This is a genomic window from Paraburkholderia sp. FW306-02-B (assembly GCF_058782725.1).
In genome coordinates this window covers 1898670-1913071 of the sequence record NZ_JBYSXZ010000002.1, presented here as the reverse complement: position 1 = coordinate 1913071, position 14402 = coordinate 1898670, and the positions used below count along the sequence as shown (strand labels likewise).

Here is a 14402-nt window from a genome sequence, read left to right as displayed (position 1 = left end):
GTTTTCGACAGAGGAAAGACCATGAACCAGCCCCAAGTTGCTCGATCGAACGCGCGCCGCGTGTTCGCCACCCTGGCCGCGACGTTGGCCTTCACCGGCTTCGGCGCACTGTGCGCATTCCCGTCGGCCGCGAACGCGGATGCACTCGACACGATCGCCAGCTCCGGCACGGTACGCATCGGCGTGTTCGAGGATTACCCGCCGTTCGGCTCGATCGGCCCGGACATGAAGCCGATGGGCTACGACATCGACGTCGCCAACCTGATCGGCAAGACGCTCAACGCGAAGGTCGAACTCGTCCAGGTGACGGGCGACAACCGCATGGCCTACCTCGCCGACCACAAGGCGGACATGCTGCTGTCGGTCGGCCAGACACCGGAACGTGAAAAGGTGATCGACTTCTCGCAGCCGTACGCGCCCTACTACCTCGCCGTGTTCGGCCCGAAAGCCCTGCCTGTGAAAAACGCCGCCGACCTCGCCGGCAAGTCGATTTCGGTCGCCCGCGGCACGCTGGAAGACCTGAGCGTCAGCAAGATCGCGCCGCCCAGCGCGACCATCAAACGTTTTGACGATCCGAACGGCGCAATTTCGGCGTTTCTTTCTGGTCAGGTACAGTTGATGGTGGTCGGCAACGACGTCGGCGCTACGATCCTCGCGCGTCATCCGGCGAACGATCCGGAGCAGAAGTTCTCGCTGTTCAGCTCGCCGGATCATGTCGGTCTGAACAAGAACGAGCCGCGTCTGAAGCAGAAAGTCGACGAAACGATTGCCAGGGCCCGCAAGGACGGCACGATGAACGCGATTTCGCAGAAGTGGCTGCGTACGCCGCTGCCGGCCGACCTCTGAACCTTTTTTGCGCGGACCGGCACGCCGGTCCGCGCCGGAGTTTGACCTCACGATGAGCGCCACCCCATGACCTATGCGTTCGATTTCAGCGGCTTCGGCCTCTATGCGGGGATGCTCGCGCGCGGCGTCGCCGTAACGTTGGGGCTCACGGCCGTGTCCACCCTGCTCGGCGGGCTGGTCGGCATTGCCGGCGCGAGCGTCGCGGTGGCCGGGCCGAAGTGGGCGCGCTGGGTGGTCGCGAGCTATGTCGAGCTGATCCGCAACACGCCGTTCATCGTGCAGTTGTTTTTTATCTTTTTCGGTTTGCCGAGCCTCGGCATTCATATCGACGAAGTACAGGCCGCGATTCTGGCGATGACCGTTAATCTCGGCGCCTACGCGATCGAGATCGTGCGCGCCGGCATCGATTCGATTTCGCGCGGCCAGGTGCAAGCGGCGCAGGCGCTCGGCCTGCATGGCCGCCAGGTATTTCGCTATATCGTGCTGCCGCAGGCGGTCGCCAACGTGTTTCCCGCGCTGTTGAGCCAGGTGCTGATCGTGATGCTTGGCTCAGCGGTGGTGTCGCAGATCTCGGTGCCCGATCTGACTTACGCGGCCAACTTCATCCAGTCGCGCAACTTTCGCTCGTTCGAGAGCTATCTGATCATCACCGCAACGTATCTGCTGCTGTCGATCCTGTTGCGGCAATTGTTGAACCGGTTTGGCCGCGGACTGTTCGCCGGCCGCGCAGCGAGAGGCGCCGGCAGCGCCCCGCGTAACTGGCGCACGCGCTTTGCATGGCGCGGCGCGCGCACCCTGCCGACGGAGCGTTGATCATGGTCGAATTCACACTGTGGGACATCGCCCGCAATCTGCTGCTCGCCGCCCGCTGGACGGTGCTGTTGTCGTTGATCGCATTTGTCGGCGGCGGCATCGTCGGACTGCTGCTGTTGGCAATGCGCGTTTCGCCGTTGCCGTGGCTGCGCCGCATCGTCGTGGTGTACGTCGAAGTGTTTCAGGGCACGCCGCTCCTGATGCAGCTGTTTCTTGCGTTCTTCGGGCTACCGTTGCTGGGTGTCGATGTGTCGCCCTGGGTGGCGGCAGCCGTCACGCTGACGCTTTATACGAGCGCGTATCTGGTCGACATCTGGCGCGGCTGTGTCGAAGCGGTGCCGCGCGGTCAGTGGGCGGCCGGTGCGAGTCTCGGCATGACGTTCAGTCAGCAACTGCGCTATATCGTGTGGCCGCAGGCGCTGAAAATCGCGGTTGCGCCAACGGTCGGTTTCCTCGTGCAAGTGGTGAAAAGCACCGCGCTTGCGTCGATCATCGGCTTCACCGAGTTGACCAAGACCGGCACGATGATTACCAACGCCGCGTTCCGGCCGTTTCCGATCTACGGCATGGTCGCGATGATTTACTTCGCGATGTGCTTTCCGTTGACCTGGTATGCAAGAGTGCTGGAGAAGCGGCAGAAGGTCGGGCAGCATCGGTAAGACTTATGCACCAGAAAAAGCGGCAACCGTCGTCCTGCACGGTTGCCGCTTTTTTTGCCTTTCTTTTTGCCTTCCCGGCGTGATTACCGCGCCGCTTGCGTCGACTTCCGCAGCTTCGCCACCTCGTCTGCGCTCACCGCCGGTGCACCGTTGCTCCACCCGGCGCGCACGAAGGTCAGCACGTCGGCGATCTGCTGGTCGTTGAGCACCGGTGCGTACTTCGGCATCGGATATGGCGCCGGAATACCGCCGATCACCAGATCGCCCGTGCCGTTCAACGTCACGTTGATCAGCGACGACGGATCCTTCTCCAGCAGGTTCGGATTGCCGGCCAAAGGCGCCAGCATCGGCGCGAAGCCTCGCCCATCGACGCCGTGACAGTGCATGCAATACGCCGTGTAGGCACGCGCACCGGCATTGTTCGCGGGACGGTTCAACGACACCCTGGTCGCCTGTGGATCGTACGTGTAAGGCGACGCGCCGCTGCCACCGGCCGGCGGCAACGACTTCAGATACGTCGCCATCGCGGCGATGTCGGTGTCGTTCATGGCCTGCGTGCTGTTGTTGATCACGCTGGTCATCGAACCGAACGCCGATGCATGGCGATTCGCGCCGGTCTTCAGGAACGCCGTCAGATCCTGCTCGTTCCAGCGACCGAGGCCGACGTTGTGTTCGCCGCTCAGGTTCGCGGCAAACCAGCCGTCGAGCAGGCCGCCGGTCAGGAACGCGCTGCCTGATTCATCGAGCGCCTTCTCCTGGAACGCGATGCCGCGCGGCGTATGACACGAGCCGCAGTGCCCCAGGCCCTGGATGAGGTACGCGCCGCGATTCCACGCGACATCCTTGCCCGGCTTGTCCTGATAGACACCCTTCTCCAGGAATATGAGGTTCCAGATCTTCAACGGCCAGCGCATGTTCAACGGCCATTTGATATCCGGCTCGCGGTTCGCCTGCTGCACCGGTGCGACGCCGCTCATGAAGAACGCATACAGCGCTTTCATGTCGTCGTCGTTGACCTTCGCATAGGACGGATACGGCATCGCCGGATACAGGTTGTGGCCGTCTTTCGCGACGCCTTCACGCATCGCTCTCGCAAAGTCCTCCTCGGTGTAGCTGCCGATGCCGGTAGTCTGATCCGGCGTGATGTTGGTCGTGTAGATCTGGCCCATCGGCGTGGCCATCGGCAGGCCGCCCGCGAACGGCTTGCCCTTCGGCGCCGAGTGGCAGGCAACGCAATCGCCGACTTTCGCCAGATACGCGCCGCGTTGCACCAGCGCCTGATCGGCCGCCTGCGCCGGAGCTTGCGTCAGGAACGGCAGCGCCACGCAAAGCGCCGCACCGAAACCCTTGAGTGTGTTTTTCATGTCGCGCTCCTGTCGATCGGAGTTAGCGCTTTAGCGCTTACTCCGATCCCATGCAAAGCTGTTAGGCGGTTTGCAGTTGACTACCGACGGGCAATTGCCGCAGCCGCTTGCCGGTGGCCGCATAAATCGCGTTCGCCAGAGCGGGCGCGAGCGCCGCCGTGCCCGGTTCGCCGATGCCGCCGGGCGCTTCGCCGCTCTTCACGATATGCACCTCGATGTCCGGCGTCTGATCGATGCGCAACATCCGGTAGTCGGTGAAATTGTTCTGCTCGACGCGGCCGTCCTTGATCGTGATCTCGCTATAGAGCGCCGCCGTGATGCCGAAGATGATGCCGCCCTGCACCTGCGCTTCGACCGTATTCGGATTGACCACCATCCCGCAATCGACCGCGCACACCACCCGGTTCACCGTCACCTCGCCCTTATCGACCGTGACGTCGGCGACCATCGAGAAGAAGCTGCCGAACGCATGCATCACCGAGACGCCGCGCCCCTGGCCTTTCGGCACAGCCTTGCCCCACTTCGCGGCCTGCGTCGCGGTGTTGAGGACATTCAGCGCGCGCGGCGTTTTACCAAGCAGGTCCTGACGATATTTGACCGGATCGACTTTCGCCTGCACGGCGAGCTCATCGATAAAACTCTCGACCACGAAGGTGCCGCGCGTCGGGCCCACCCCGCGCCAGAACGCTGTCGGCACCGCGTGCGGTTCCTGACGCACGTAGTCGACCAACTGGTTCGGCAAGTCGTACGGCAGGTCCGCCGCGACTTCGACAGCATCCGGATCGAGACCGTCCTTGAACGCGGGCGGCGCAAAACGCGCCATGATCGACGAGCCGACAATCCGGTGCTGCCACGCAACCGGCTTGCCGTTCGCGTCGAGCCCGGCGGAGATCCTGTCGTAGTAGTACGGCCGGTACATGTCGTGCTGGATGTCTTCTTCGCGCGTCCAGACAACCTTCACCGGCGTCGAAACCTGTTTGCCGACCTTGACCGCTTGCGTGACCATGTCGAATTCGAGCCGCCGGCCGAAGCCGCCGCCGATCAGATGGTTGTGCACGATGATCTTGTCAGCAGGCAAGCCGCTGACCGCTACCGCGGCATCCACCACCCGCGTCGGCACTTGCGAGCCGAGCCAGATATCGCAGCCGTCGGGCCGCACGTGGACCGTGCAATTGATCGGCTCCATCGTGGCGTGCGCGAGGAACGGCTGCTGATAGACCGCATCCACGCGGGTCTTCGCGTTTGAAAACGCGTTGCCGACGTCGCCCTCTTTACGCGCCACCGCGCCATTGCGCTGCGACGCATTGGCAAGATCGTCGACGATCTGCTTCATCGAGATATTGGCGCCCGCGCCTTCGTTCCACTTGATATCGAGCGCCTGTACGCCGCGTTTGGCCGCCCACGTATGGTCGCCGATCACCGCCACTGCATTGTCGAGCTTGACGACCTGGCGCACGCCGGGGATCTTCTTCGCGTTGGTATCGTCGACGCTCGCCAGCGTGCCGCCGAACACCGGGCAGTTCGCGATCGCCGCATAGACCATGTCCGGCACGCGCACGTCGAGGCCGAATACCGCGGTGCCGTCGACCTTCTCCGGCGAATCGAGGCGCCTGGCCGGCGTGCCGATCAGCTTGAAATCCTTCGGGTCCTTCAGCTTGACGTTTTGCGGTGCGGGCAGTTTCGCGGCGGCTCCGGCCAATTGCCCGTAGCCGACACTACGATTGCTGGCCGTGTGAATCACCTGGCCCGCCTGCGCATGGCAGCTGGCCGGATCCACTTGCCATTGCTGCGCGGCGGCGCTGATCAACACGGTACGTGCGGCCGCGCCGGCGCGGCGCATCGGCTCCCACGCATAACGGATCGACGTCGAGCCGCCCGTGAGCTGGCCGCCGAGCAGCGGGTCCATGAAAAGCTTTTCGTTTGGCGGCGCATGATCGAGCGTGACCGAGTCGAGCGGCACTTCGAGTTCTTCGGCGATCAGCATCGGAATCGACGTATAGACGCCCTGGCCCATCTCGACCTTCGGAATCACCAGCGTGACCTTGCCCGCCGTGTCGATCTGGATGAACGCGTTCGGCGCGAAGACGCCGTTTTGCGGCGCTTCGTTGGCGTCGCCGCCGATCACCGATTTGCCGGCTTTCTGATCCTGGCTGGCGGCCGGCATGCTGAAACCGAGCAACAAGCCGCCGCCCGTCGCCGCACCCACCGTCACGCTGAACTTCAGGAACGTGCGGCGCGAAATTCCACCCGCGCCACCCTTGCCGCCCTTCGACGGCTGCGCGCCGTTTTGTGCATCGAGCAATCCCTGGGACATGGTCAGGCTCCCTTCGCGGCTTGCTTGATCGCCGCGCGGATGCGGTTGTACGTCCCACAGCGGCAGATGTTGCCGGCCATGGCGGCGTCGATGTCCGCATCGGTGGGATTCGGGTTGCTCGCCAGCAGCGATGCCGCCGACATCACCTGCCCCGACTGACAGTATCCGCATTGCACGACATCCAGTTGCCGCCACGCCTGCTGGACCTTCTGTCCGGCAGGCGTGCTGCCGACCGCTTCGATGGTGGTGATTTTCTTGTCGCCGACCGCGGCCGCCGGCAGCACGCACGAGCGCACCGCGACGCCGTCGAGATGTACGGTGCATGCGCCGCATTGAGCAATGCCGCAGCCGAACTTGGTGCCGGTCAAGCCGACGATGTCGCGCAAGACCCACAAGAGGGGCATGTCGGGCGGCGCGTCGACGGTATGGATCTGGCCGTTGATATTAAGCGTTGTCATAGGCGGCTCCGAGTGGGGTTTATTGTTTATCAGGCTGTTTAGACGGGGACGTTGAACCAAAACGCAAAGACGTGCCGTGTTTATTCGACAAGCCGTACTAATACGCAGCCAGACTGGTGTGCAATTGAAACGGAAGATCATGCACAGCGCGAGAGCGCCGGAAGGGACGGGGAAATTGTAGCCGCCGCGAAAGAAGTTCGCCGCCACGTCATACAATTTCGCGCGGGCAAACGGTCCGCCCCGCCGTGCGCTGAAGCTGAAACGAGATTCAAATCAATGCATTAGCATCGGCTCATTGGCTCGCGCCAACGCAGTTCGCGCGATTACTGAATTCTTCTTGATTCATTGCTGAGCGATTTTGTTAGGATGGGTTTGGCTTGATCCGATCACCCGGTTTGATCCGGCCTGACTATCCGACAGGAGCGCGACAGGAGCGACACCATGAACGACCAGCAAAGCATTCAATTCCTCTCGGAGATTCGCAGGCCGCTATTGGCGCTGCACAAGGCGATTCTCGATCACGAACGCGCGTCGTACGAAAAGGAGTTCGGCCCGGTGACGCCGGCGGCATTCCTGCAGGTGCTCATCAACGGTTCGGGGTTTCGCTGGCTCACGCCGCTGTCCACCGTCATCGCGAACGTCGACGAGACTCTCGACGACAAGGAAGCCGATTCGGCCGACCGGCTCGCCGCCGTTGAAGGGGTCACGGGTCTCTTTTCGGCCGAGCAGCCCGACAATGCTTTTCTGCCGCGCTATCTGCCGCTGTTGCAGGCTGATCCGGCGATCCTGCATCACCACGGCCAGGTCGCGCAGCTGCTGCGCGGCGTCGACGCCAGCTAGCCGGTTGCGCTACCTGGCTCGCTTCATCGAGGTTAGCCGAAGAAGCCTTCGGCTCCCGAATATCCTCACCATGGCAGAGCACGCATTCTGAACGATAAAGCGTCGTCCACTTGCCCGGAGAATCGGCTCGCCCTGGATGATTACCAGGCTTTCCGGCTCTGTCTGACACAACGACACCTTATTTAAAGGCAATTTGTGCTCGATTCGTAATAGTTCGCTGTCCCGATACTGCTCAGAGGTCAATCGAGCGGTGTGATGTTTGCAATTGCCTGGCTTTGCTGAATAAAACAAAGGTGAGGTTTTGCGGGATGTACTCAACGGATGCACTACGTAAGGCCAATCAACCCACTTCGCGCGAGCCTGTTAAGGTAAGCGAACTTTCTCGGGATCCTCACCGCTATGCAAAACTGGCCGCTTGCCGACAGCTATACGTTCCGCGATCAAACCGTGCGCTTTCACGTGACCGGCAACGGCCCGCCGCTGGTGCTGATTCATGGCACACCGTTTTCTTCGTATGTGTGGCATCGCATCGCCCCGCATCTCGCGCAGATTCGCACCGTCTATTACTACGACCTCCTTGGCTATGGCCAATCGCAACAGTGCGATGGCCAGGACGTGTCGCTCGGCGTGCAGAACGTGCTGCTGGCAGCGTTGCTCGCGCATTGGCAACTGAAGAGTCCGGACGTCATTGCGCATGATTTCGGCGGCGCGACTTCGTTGCGCGCACATCTGATCGACGGTTGCGACTATCGCAGTCTCACGCTGATCGATCCGGTCGCCGTCGCGCCGTGGGGTTCGCCGTTCGTGCGGCACGTGCGCGAGCACGGCGACGCGTTCGCCGGACTGCCGCCGACTATCCACGAAGCGGTGGTGAAAGCGTATGTGCGCGGCGCCATCGCACGCGATATTCCGGACGAGGAACTCGCGCCTTACGTGAGGCCGTGGCTCGGCGAAACCGGACAAGCCGCGTTCTACCGGCAGATCGCACAAATGGATCAGCGCTACACCGATGAAGTCGAAGCGCGCTATCCGCAGGTGCGCTGTCCGACGCAAATCCTGTGGGGCGAAGCGGACCAATGGATTCCGCTCGAACGCGGCCGTCAACTAGCCGGTGCGATACCGGAGGCGCGTTTCCAGGCAGTGGCGAAGGCCGGTCACCTGATGCAGGAAGATGCGCCCGAGGCGATCGTCGCGGCGGCGCTGCGTTGGTTCGATTGAATACGCGTGGCCGATACCCGATACCGTTCGGTATCGGATCCGGACGCTCAGATGTGACACAGCATCGGCCCGGCGAATCGCTAGCGGGGCCGATGCTTTTAGATGCGCTGCGAGAATCGCAGGTTAAACGCTTCTGTGCTGAGTTGCGCCGAGTCGTGCTGAGTTGCGCTTAGCCGCGCCCTTGCGGCAAATACGGCATCGGATCGATCGGCTTGCCATCGCGGCGCAACTCGAAACCGACTGAGACGCGCGAGTTCTTTTCGTCGCCCATCTCGGCGATCTGCTGCCCTTGCATCACAATGTCGCCGGTCCTGACCAGCAGCTTGCGGTTATGCGAGTAGGCGGTCAGAAAGTCCTTGTTGTGCTGGACGATAATCAGACTGCCGTAGCCGTTCAGACCCGTGCCCGCGTACATCACTTTGCCGTCGGCCGCGGCCCGCACCGGGTCGCCCGCCTTGCCGCCGATCTCGATGCCACGCGTTTCGCCAGCCTGGAAGCCCTCGACTACCTTGCCGCCCGCCGGCCAGGCCAGCGAGACGCCTTTCGCGTGCCGCATGGTTTGCTGCGCGACTTGGCGCGCATCAGCGGCGCTGGGCGCGGCCGACTGCGTGGCTGCCGCCGCCGGCGCCGATGATGACTGAGCCGCTAGCGGCACAGCCGGCGCGGACGCAGCCGCAGCCTTCGCGGCGGCCGCCGCCGCGTTGGCCGCCTGTACCGTTTCAGGCGAGGCGACGTGCAGCACCTGCCCCGGCTTCAGTCGCGAGGACGGCCTCAGGCCATTCCATGCCTGCAATTGTCTGGCACCGCAATTGTGATGCTGCGCGATACGCGCCAACGTGTCGCCACGTTTAACGCGATACACCAGCTGCGGCGCCTTCTTGAGCGGCGCGCCGTCATTGGCTGTTGCCTGAGCCGCGCCACCCGCAGCCGCGTCGGACGCGGGCGGCGCCGAAGCCACCGTGGCCCCCGAAGCCGCCGCGCCGGACGCAGCCGACGCACTGGATGCATCACCCGTCTGCCCCACATTCGCACAACCGCTGACCGCCAGCGCGACCCACACGCCGGCCAAACTGGCCATCATTGTTCTGTCGAAACGCTTTCCCAACATGTTCGACTCCTGCTTTATTCATTGGCGAGCCGGGGTGCCGGCGTGTCGCGAGCGATGCGCGCGTTCGTACGACGCGCTGCGATCCATGCGACACGGCGAGGCCGCCTCGTGCGGCGCCCACCCATGCCCTGCCGTTTATTCAAGTCCTGTCACCCTCAGCGGGTTGCCCTAAAACCGGCGATCTTCCGCGAAAAGGGCCAGATTGCCGATTAAAATTCCACCGGAATTGTAAAGTGCATTTTGCAAAAAACGCGCCGTGCCAAACACTCTGATACAAACCTTACGCACGGTATCGCAGCCGGTCGCTGGCTGGGCGTCGCACAATGCGCCTGAACACCATCGGAAAAGCCGGCAACAGTTCCGCCTCGACGAACGGACGATAACCTTGGCTTTAACGGCAAAAGGCCGCCAGAACTTGAATCGGCGGTCGGAGCGAGGGCAAGCGTGGATGAAACGCGTGAGGGAAATACGGCTTGCGCCCACTGAGCGCAATCCACAAAGGTCAACGCAACGCTTTCACCGCATCCGCCGTCACGTCGGCTGGCTGACGACCCCACGTGGCACGCAGATAATATTTGACGCAGGGTGCGTCGAATTTTGTCCGCTATCGCGCAGATAACGGATCGGGTATGAACGGTTATTGTGGCGGTTTTTTGCTGCGGTTTTTATGTCCGCTACCATTGGGCGATGTAGTCAAACATGATCGCGCCACGCGGCCCCAAAGCTTTCACGTTTGCGGCGCGGAGGGCAACCCAAGGTTCTTTGTCACGGGGCGTAACGAGCGCGCGTACTTTAGACGGATCGGTCGCGCGGCGGATGCGCGGGCCACGTCGATGCTCATCCGGTACGTACGATGACCGGTCGAACGCTGGCGCAATTGATTGCGTGGGGTTTTGACAAACGGCGGGGGCGGCTGTGGAAACAGCCTTGATTTCAGCTTGATCGTTCTTCATGATACAGTTCCATAAAATGCAGTATTTGATGACCCGCACAATAAGAGCTATACTGATTTCCTATTGTGCGGTTTTGCGTTGGTTGCCACCACCGAAACCCTTTTTTTAAGCCCAGTCTAAAAGCTGGGCTTTTTTCTTATTAAGCCGCCATTTCCTGCTGCACTTGCTGGCAGGCAACGATTTCTGCTTCGAGCTTTTTAGTACGCGCCTCATCCGCCTTCACTGCCTGAAGGAGTTTGTTTCGCTTGGCCTGGTAGGCCAGGCATTTATTTTTATTTGCCTGATACATAGCCTTTGAACACTCTTTACAGAAATAAACCAAACCGTCCCTGCTTGTCCGGTTTTTACTAAACTCAGATCGCTCTTTTTCCTTTTGGCATACCCGGCAAACCTTTTTTGGTAGCGAAGGCTGCGCCTTTAGGTTACTGACATGGTGTTGACTCCGTTCAATTGTTAATGCTGCACCACCCATCCTATGCCTCGATAATTATTTTCCCTGGAGGTGCAAGTCGGGTAAAAATCAATGAAAAGTCTCTGCTGAATAATTCGACGTTGAATCAACGCGAAAACGCCCCAACCGGCGACAAGGCAACATGACGTTTATTTTTTAGCAGGGTTGTTACAGACGGAATGCATTGCGCATGATCTGCATCTCAAATATCGCGCCCGTGAATTCCTCAGTTAAAATCGGCTCATTCAGCGGGGGCACAATGAGCGATAACCTGTACACATTCGGCATACACCGAAACCTTAAACCTGCGGACCTGTTCGCGTACGTGGCACTTGATGAGACCGCCAAGCAACTCGGTCTGGACGATCTGACAGCAGCGGCGGCAGTGCTATTAGGGCAGGCAGATATACCGGTGGCCGGTAACCGAAGGCACGTCAGTTGCCTCCCTCACCGCTCGCAAGCTGCTACCGTTCAAAGTCGCCGTGCGTTTGCCGATGATTACATCGGTTGGTCTAAAGGGCGTCCGCATCGCTTTCAGGCGGAACCTTGGTGCGTTCGTCGGTCGGATGGTCCCTGTGGTTGGGGAGGTATTTCTGGCGATCGATGCGATACAGATCATGCGCCATACTTTGACGACCTATAACCGCCTCGCGAAGCCTGAGGACAGGCTGCTTTAATGGAAAACGATATCTGGAACAGGCTTGAAGCCTTTACCCGCGAGGAGTTGGGTCGTCCCATCTTTGGCGGGCCGCTGAAGTTGACGCCATCCAGCAGGTTCGAAGAAGACCTTGGAGTGACCGGCCTTGATGCTGTGGAATTTATCGACAAGTGGGCCGCGACGTTCAACGTACAGGCGCAAGGCTTTCCGTATAGACGCTACTTCGGCCCCGAAGGCCAGCAACTGCTTTCATCGCTGATCGGGTTGTTCTCCAAGCGTCACCGCAGGCCGGACCTCGTGCCGCTGACCTTGGGAATGCTGGCTGAAGCCATGCGACGCGGGAAATGGGACACCGAAGAGATCAAGGCGGCGTGCGGGGGAGCAACGGCTTAGACAAAAAATGGCCCCTAAATATCAGGGGCCGAAACGAGCCAGGGGGCACCTAGCTTTTTTGCAATTAATTGCAGCGGGGCGTTTGTCAATCGTCAGGCCTGGCCTTCGGGCCGGAGCCATCATCACTGACGCCCGCGTAATTGATTACACGACTACTGCAACTGCATTGGCGAGCCCCATGAAGGGCTTGCGCGCTATGCCCCCGCAGCGCTGACAAGCTCGCGTAGAATCCGGGTCTGTAGTCCCGCGCCGGGGGCGGGGCAACCCGAAGGTTAAAAGCAGATAGTCAATTTGTCACCATGCACGGCGCTGCCGCCTGGAAGACCCAAAAGATTCTGGATTTTGCGCGCGAGCAGGGTTTTGCGTGCGGCATGGCCCGCCTCAACCGCCTCTTGGGCCGCGATGCCAAGGGCAATGCACTGCCCGCGAAGGTAGAATGACTGCAACTGATTGCACCGCCAAAGGGGCCGCTAGCCATGCGGCCTTTTTGCTTTGGGGCAATGGCGGGGTAAAACGGTTTATGGCGGATCGACGGATTGGCTGTAACGCCTACGGTGTATGGCTTCTGCGGTTTGGTGTTAGTTACTGAAGAAAACCACCTTCGACTACCGGCGCGCCGACGGCAGTTGGCAGCGTCAGAGCCGCGAGACTTACGACCGCGGCAACGGCGCCACGCTGCTGCTGTACGATCCGCGCCGGCGCACGGTCGTGCTGACGCGGCAATTCCGTCTGCCGGCCTTCATCAACGGCCACCACGGCATGCTGATCGAAGCGCCGGCGGGACTGCTGGAAATGGCGTCACCGGAAGCCAGGATTCGTGCGGAAGTCGAAGAGGAAACCGGCTATCGCGTGCACGACGTGCGCAAAGTCTTCGAAGCGTTCATGAGCCCGGGATCGGTGACGGAAAAGCTGCATTTTTTTGTCGCCGAATACGATGCCGTGGCGAAGGTCGGCGCAGGCGGCGGGATCGCTGACGAAGGCGAAGATATCGAAGTGCTGGAACTGCCGGTGAACGAAGCGCTGGCGATGATAGAGCGCGGCGAGATCGTCGACGGCAAGACGATCATGCTGTTGCAGTATGCGACGCTGAATCTGTTCGGCGAGTAAGCATGGGCGACTTCTAATGGCGCCCGCTCGAAGTATGACGCGCGCCCGCCGCTAGAACTTGTGCCGTATCGCCGCGCGCACCACCACCTGCTTCGACGTCGATGAAGGCGCCTGGGTGCCGGGGATAAAGGCGTCGTCGAGAATCGAATACGTCGAGTCGCCGGTCACCCGCTGATACGCGCCCTGAATGTACACGTCGGTGCGTTTGGACAAGTTGTAGTCCGCCATCAAGCCGAACGAGTGGATCTTCGGCTTCACGCCGCCGCTCGATGCGTCAAAGGTTTCCATCGTGTACACATACTGTGCGCCGACGAACAGCATCGGCGTGATCTGATACTTGCCGTTCACTTCGAAGTTCTGATACTTGAGCGAGTTCAGCAATACGCCGGGCGGCACCAGCGGCGTGACGCCGAGATAGCCGTTGCCGGTCGGATCCCGGTAATTCGAGTTGCTGTACGAGAAGCCGGCAGTGGCCGGCCCGAAGGTGTAGTTGATGCCGCCGCCGAACACGCGCATGCGGGCGGCGATGAAGCTGGCGTCGTTCGCGGTGATCGCGCCGTTTGAGCCGTTGCCGGCATTGTCGGCCTGCAGATACGCGGCCGCCACCAGCAGGCCGCCATAGGCGTACTGGCCGCCGAAACTGTACGCGCGATTGTTCGCGAAGTTCGTATCGTTGCTGAAACTGTAGGTGCCGCCGAACTGGAAGCCGGAAATCTGCGGGCTGGTGTACTTGACCGTGTTGTCGAGGCGGAACGTGTTGTCGGTGTTGTCGTTATCGTAGGGATGCGAGAACAGCGCGCCGGCCCAGTTGCCGTTGGCCGTGGTCTGCGCCAGATAATCGACCACCGAGTCGTACTGGCGGCCGAACGTCAATACGCCATATCGCTCCGCGCTCAGGCCGACAAAGGCCTGGCGGCCGAACATCCGCCCCCCCTGGCCGAGCCGCCCGGAATTGACGTCGAAGCCGTTTTCCAGTTGAAAGATCGCCTTCAGCCCGCCGCCCAATTCCTCCGAGCCCTTCAGACCCCAGCGGCTGCCTTGCGCATCGCCGCTTGCCAGTTCATAGACATGGCCGCGGCCGGCATTGTTGGTGTAGTTGATGCCTTCATCGATGACGCCATACAAGGTCACGCTGGTCTGGGCGAACCCGGGCGCGGCAAATGTAACGGACACAGCGGCGGAGACAGCCAGCGCGAACACTTGCTTGTTCATGAAGATCT

The 14402-nt window shown here is 61.2% G+C and carries 14 protein-coding genes and 2 pseudogenes; 9 read left to right on the top strand and 7 right to left on the bottom strand.

The annotated features are described in order from the left end of the window. Positions 1-21 precede the first annotated feature (21 nt). The 3 genes from AC3WOG_RS29765 to AC3WOG_RS29755 all read left to right on the top strand — a co-directional run bounded on the left by AC3WOG_RS29765 (position 22) and on the right by AC3WOG_RS29755 (position 2318). Positions 22-846, top strand: a complete 825-nt coding sequence (locus tag AC3WOG_RS29765) for a transporter substrate-binding domain-containing protein (RefSeq protein WP_492581393.1) — start codon at positions 22-24, stop codon at positions 844-846. A gap of 66 nt (positions 847-912) precedes the next feature. Further along, entirely contained in the window at positions 913-1659 is a 747-nt protein-coding gene (locus tag AC3WOG_RS29760; protein ID WP_492581392.1) for an amino acid ABC transporter permease, read from the top strand. Between the two features lie 2 nt (positions 1660-1661). Next, the gene (locus AC3WOG_RS29755; RefSeq protein ID WP_341319379.1) at positions 1662-2318 is read left to right on the top strand and encodes an amino acid ABC transporter permease; all 657 of its coding nucleotides are present in this window, start codon (positions 1662-1664) and stop codon (positions 2316-2318) included. 83 nt (positions 2319-2401) lie between these two features. Here AC3WOG_RS29755 and AC3WOG_RS29750 read toward each other — a convergent pair whose 3' ends face one another. The 3 genes from AC3WOG_RS29750 to AC3WOG_RS29740 form a co-directional block, all read right to left on the bottom strand. After that, the gene (locus AC3WOG_RS29750) at positions 2402-3682 is read right to left on the bottom strand and encodes a c-type cytochrome (RefSeq protein WP_492581391.1); all 1281 of its coding nucleotides are present in this window, start codon (positions 3680-3682) and stop codon (positions 2402-2404) included. Between the two features lie 61 nt (positions 3683-3743). After that, the gene (locus AC3WOG_RS29745; protein WP_492581390.1) at positions 3744-5996 is read right to left on the bottom strand and encodes a xanthine dehydrogenase family protein molybdopterin-binding subunit; all 2253 of its coding nucleotides are present in this window, start codon (positions 5994-5996) and stop codon (positions 3744-3746) included. Between the two features lie 2 nt (positions 5997-5998). Further along, positions 5999-6454: a (2Fe-2S)-binding protein gene (locus tag AC3WOG_RS29740; RefSeq protein WP_492581389.1), complete on the bottom strand. Its 456-nt coding sequence runs from the start codon at positions 6452-6454 to the stop codon at positions 5999-6001. A 441-nt stretch (positions 6455-6895) separates the two neighbouring features. On the opposite strand from AC3WOG_RS29740, the gene AC3WOG_RS29735 reads away from it, so the two are divergent. Both AC3WOG_RS29735 and AC3WOG_RS29730 read left to right on the top strand, forming a co-directional pair. After that, on the top strand, positions 6896-7294 hold the full coding sequence (locus AC3WOG_RS29735) for a hypothetical protein (RefSeq protein ID WP_492581388.1): 399 nt from the start codon (positions 6896-6898) through the stop codon (positions 7292-7294). 399 nt (positions 7295-7693) lie between these two features. Beyond that, a complete protein-coding gene (locus tag AC3WOG_RS29730) occupies positions 7694-8512 on the top strand; it encodes an alpha/beta fold hydrolase (RefSeq protein ID WP_492581387.1) in 819 nt (272 codons plus the stop codon). Between the two features lie 169 nt (positions 8513-8681). Here AC3WOG_RS29730 and AC3WOG_RS29725 read toward each other — a convergent pair whose 3' ends face one another. From AC3WOG_RS29725 to AC3WOG_RS29715, 3 genes are all read right to left on the bottom strand, one after another. Continuing rightward, positions 8682-9617, bottom strand: a complete 936-nt coding sequence (locus AC3WOG_RS29725; protein ID WP_492582489.1) for a peptidoglycan DD-metalloendopeptidase family protein — start codon at positions 9615-9617, stop codon at positions 8682-8684. Between the two features lie 677 nt (positions 9618-10294). Continuing rightward, positions 10295-10573 carry a hypothetical protein gene (locus AC3WOG_RS29720; RefSeq protein ID WP_492581386.1) on the bottom strand — a complete coding sequence of 93 codons (279 nt, stop codon included), beginning with the start codon at positions 10571-10573 and terminating at the stop codon, positions 10295-10297. A gap of 139 nt (positions 10574-10712) precedes the next feature. Further along, positions 10713-11045, bottom strand: a complete 333-nt coding sequence (locus tag AC3WOG_RS29715; RefSeq protein ID WP_492581385.1) for a hypothetical protein — start codon at positions 11043-11045, stop codon at positions 10713-10715. A 169-nt stretch (positions 11046-11214) separates the two neighbouring features. Between AC3WOG_RS29715 and AC3WOG_RS29710 the strand changes: the two are divergent. The 4 genes and pseudogenes from AC3WOG_RS29710 to AC3WOG_RS29695 form a co-directional block, all read left to right on the top strand. Next, positions 11215-11701: pseudogene (locus tag AC3WOG_RS29710) on the top strand (STM2901 family protein). Then, positions 11701-12075 (top strand): DUF1493 family protein, encoded by a 375-nt coding sequence (locus AC3WOG_RS29705; protein ID WP_492581384.1) that lies wholly within the window; start codon positions 11701-11703, stop codon positions 12073-12075. The pseudogene AC3WOG_RS29710 and the gene AC3WOG_RS29705 overlap by 1 nt, the downstream one beginning before the upstream one ends. A 299-nt stretch (positions 12076-12374) precedes the next feature. Further along, on the top strand, positions 12375-12515 hold the full coding sequence (locus tag AC3WOG_RS29700) for a hypothetical protein (protein WP_492581383.1): 141 nt from the start codon (positions 12375-12377) through the stop codon (positions 12513-12515). 142 nt (positions 12516-12657) lie between these two features. Continuing rightward, a pseudogene (locus tag AC3WOG_RS29695) lies at positions 12658-13182 on the top strand (NUDIX domain-containing protein); the annotation flags it as partial. 51 nt (positions 13183-13233) lie between these two features. On the opposite strand, the gene AC3WOG_RS29690 reads toward AC3WOG_RS29695, so the two are convergent. Then, a complete protein-coding gene (locus AC3WOG_RS29690) occupies positions 13234-14394 on the bottom strand; it encodes a porin (RefSeq protein WP_492581382.1) in 1161 nt (386 codons plus the stop codon). Positions 14395-14402 lie beyond the last annotated feature (8 nt).

What these genes read in the sequence shown, in the direction of transcription:
- AC3WOG_RS29715 (WP_492581385.1), bottom strand. Translation starts at nt 11,045, where the DNA reads ATGGGTGGTGCAGCATTAACAATTGAACGGAGTCAACACCATGTCAGT.
- AC3WOG_RS29750 (WP_492581391.1), bottom strand. Translation starts at nt 3,682, where the DNA reads ATGAAAAACACACTCAAGGGTTTCGGTGCGGCGCTTTGCGTGGCGCTG.
- AC3WOG_RS29720 (WP_492581386.1), bottom strand. Translation starts at nt 10,573, where the DNA reads ATGAAGAACGATCAAGCTGAAATCAAGGCTGTTTCCACAGCCGCCCCC.
- AC3WOG_RS29760 (WP_492581392.1), top strand. Translation starts at nt 913, where the DNA reads ATGACCTATGCGTTCGATTTCAGCGGCTTCGGCCTCTATGCGGGGATG.
- AC3WOG_RS29765 (WP_492581393.1), top strand. Translation starts at nt 22, where the DNA reads ATGAACCAGCCCCAAGTTGCTCGATCGAACGCGCGCCGCGTGTTCGCC.
- AC3WOG_RS29690 (WP_492581382.1), bottom strand. Translation starts at nt 14,394, where the DNA reads ATGAACAAGCAAGTGTTCGCGCTGGCTGTCTCCGCCGCTGTGTCCGTT.
- AC3WOG_RS29745 (WP_492581390.1), bottom strand. Translation starts at nt 5,996, where the DNA reads ATGTCCCAGGGATTGCTCGATGCACAAAACGGCGCGCAGCCGTCGAAG.
- AC3WOG_RS29705 (WP_492581384.1), top strand. Translation starts at nt 11,701, where the DNA reads ATGGAAAACGATATCTGGAACAGGCTTGAAGCCTTTACCCGCGAGGAG.
- AC3WOG_RS29700 (WP_492581383.1), top strand. Translation starts at nt 12,375, where the DNA reads ATGCACGGCGCTGCCGCCTGGAAGACCCAAAAGATTCTGGATTTTGCG.
- AC3WOG_RS29730 (WP_492581387.1), top strand. Translation starts at nt 7,694, where the DNA reads ATGCAAAACTGGCCGCTTGCCGACAGCTATACGTTCCGCGATCAAACC.
- AC3WOG_RS29740 (WP_492581389.1), bottom strand. Translation starts at nt 6,454, where the DNA reads ATGACAACGCTTAATATCAACGGCCAGATCCATACCGTCGACGCGCCG.
- AC3WOG_RS29755 (WP_341319379.1), top strand. Translation starts at nt 1,662, where the DNA reads ATGGTCGAATTCACACTGTGGGACATCGCCCGCAATCTGCTGCTCGCC.
- AC3WOG_RS29735 (WP_492581388.1), top strand. Translation starts at nt 6,896, where the DNA reads ATGAACGACCAGCAAAGCATTCAATTCCTCTCGGAGATTCGCAGGCCG.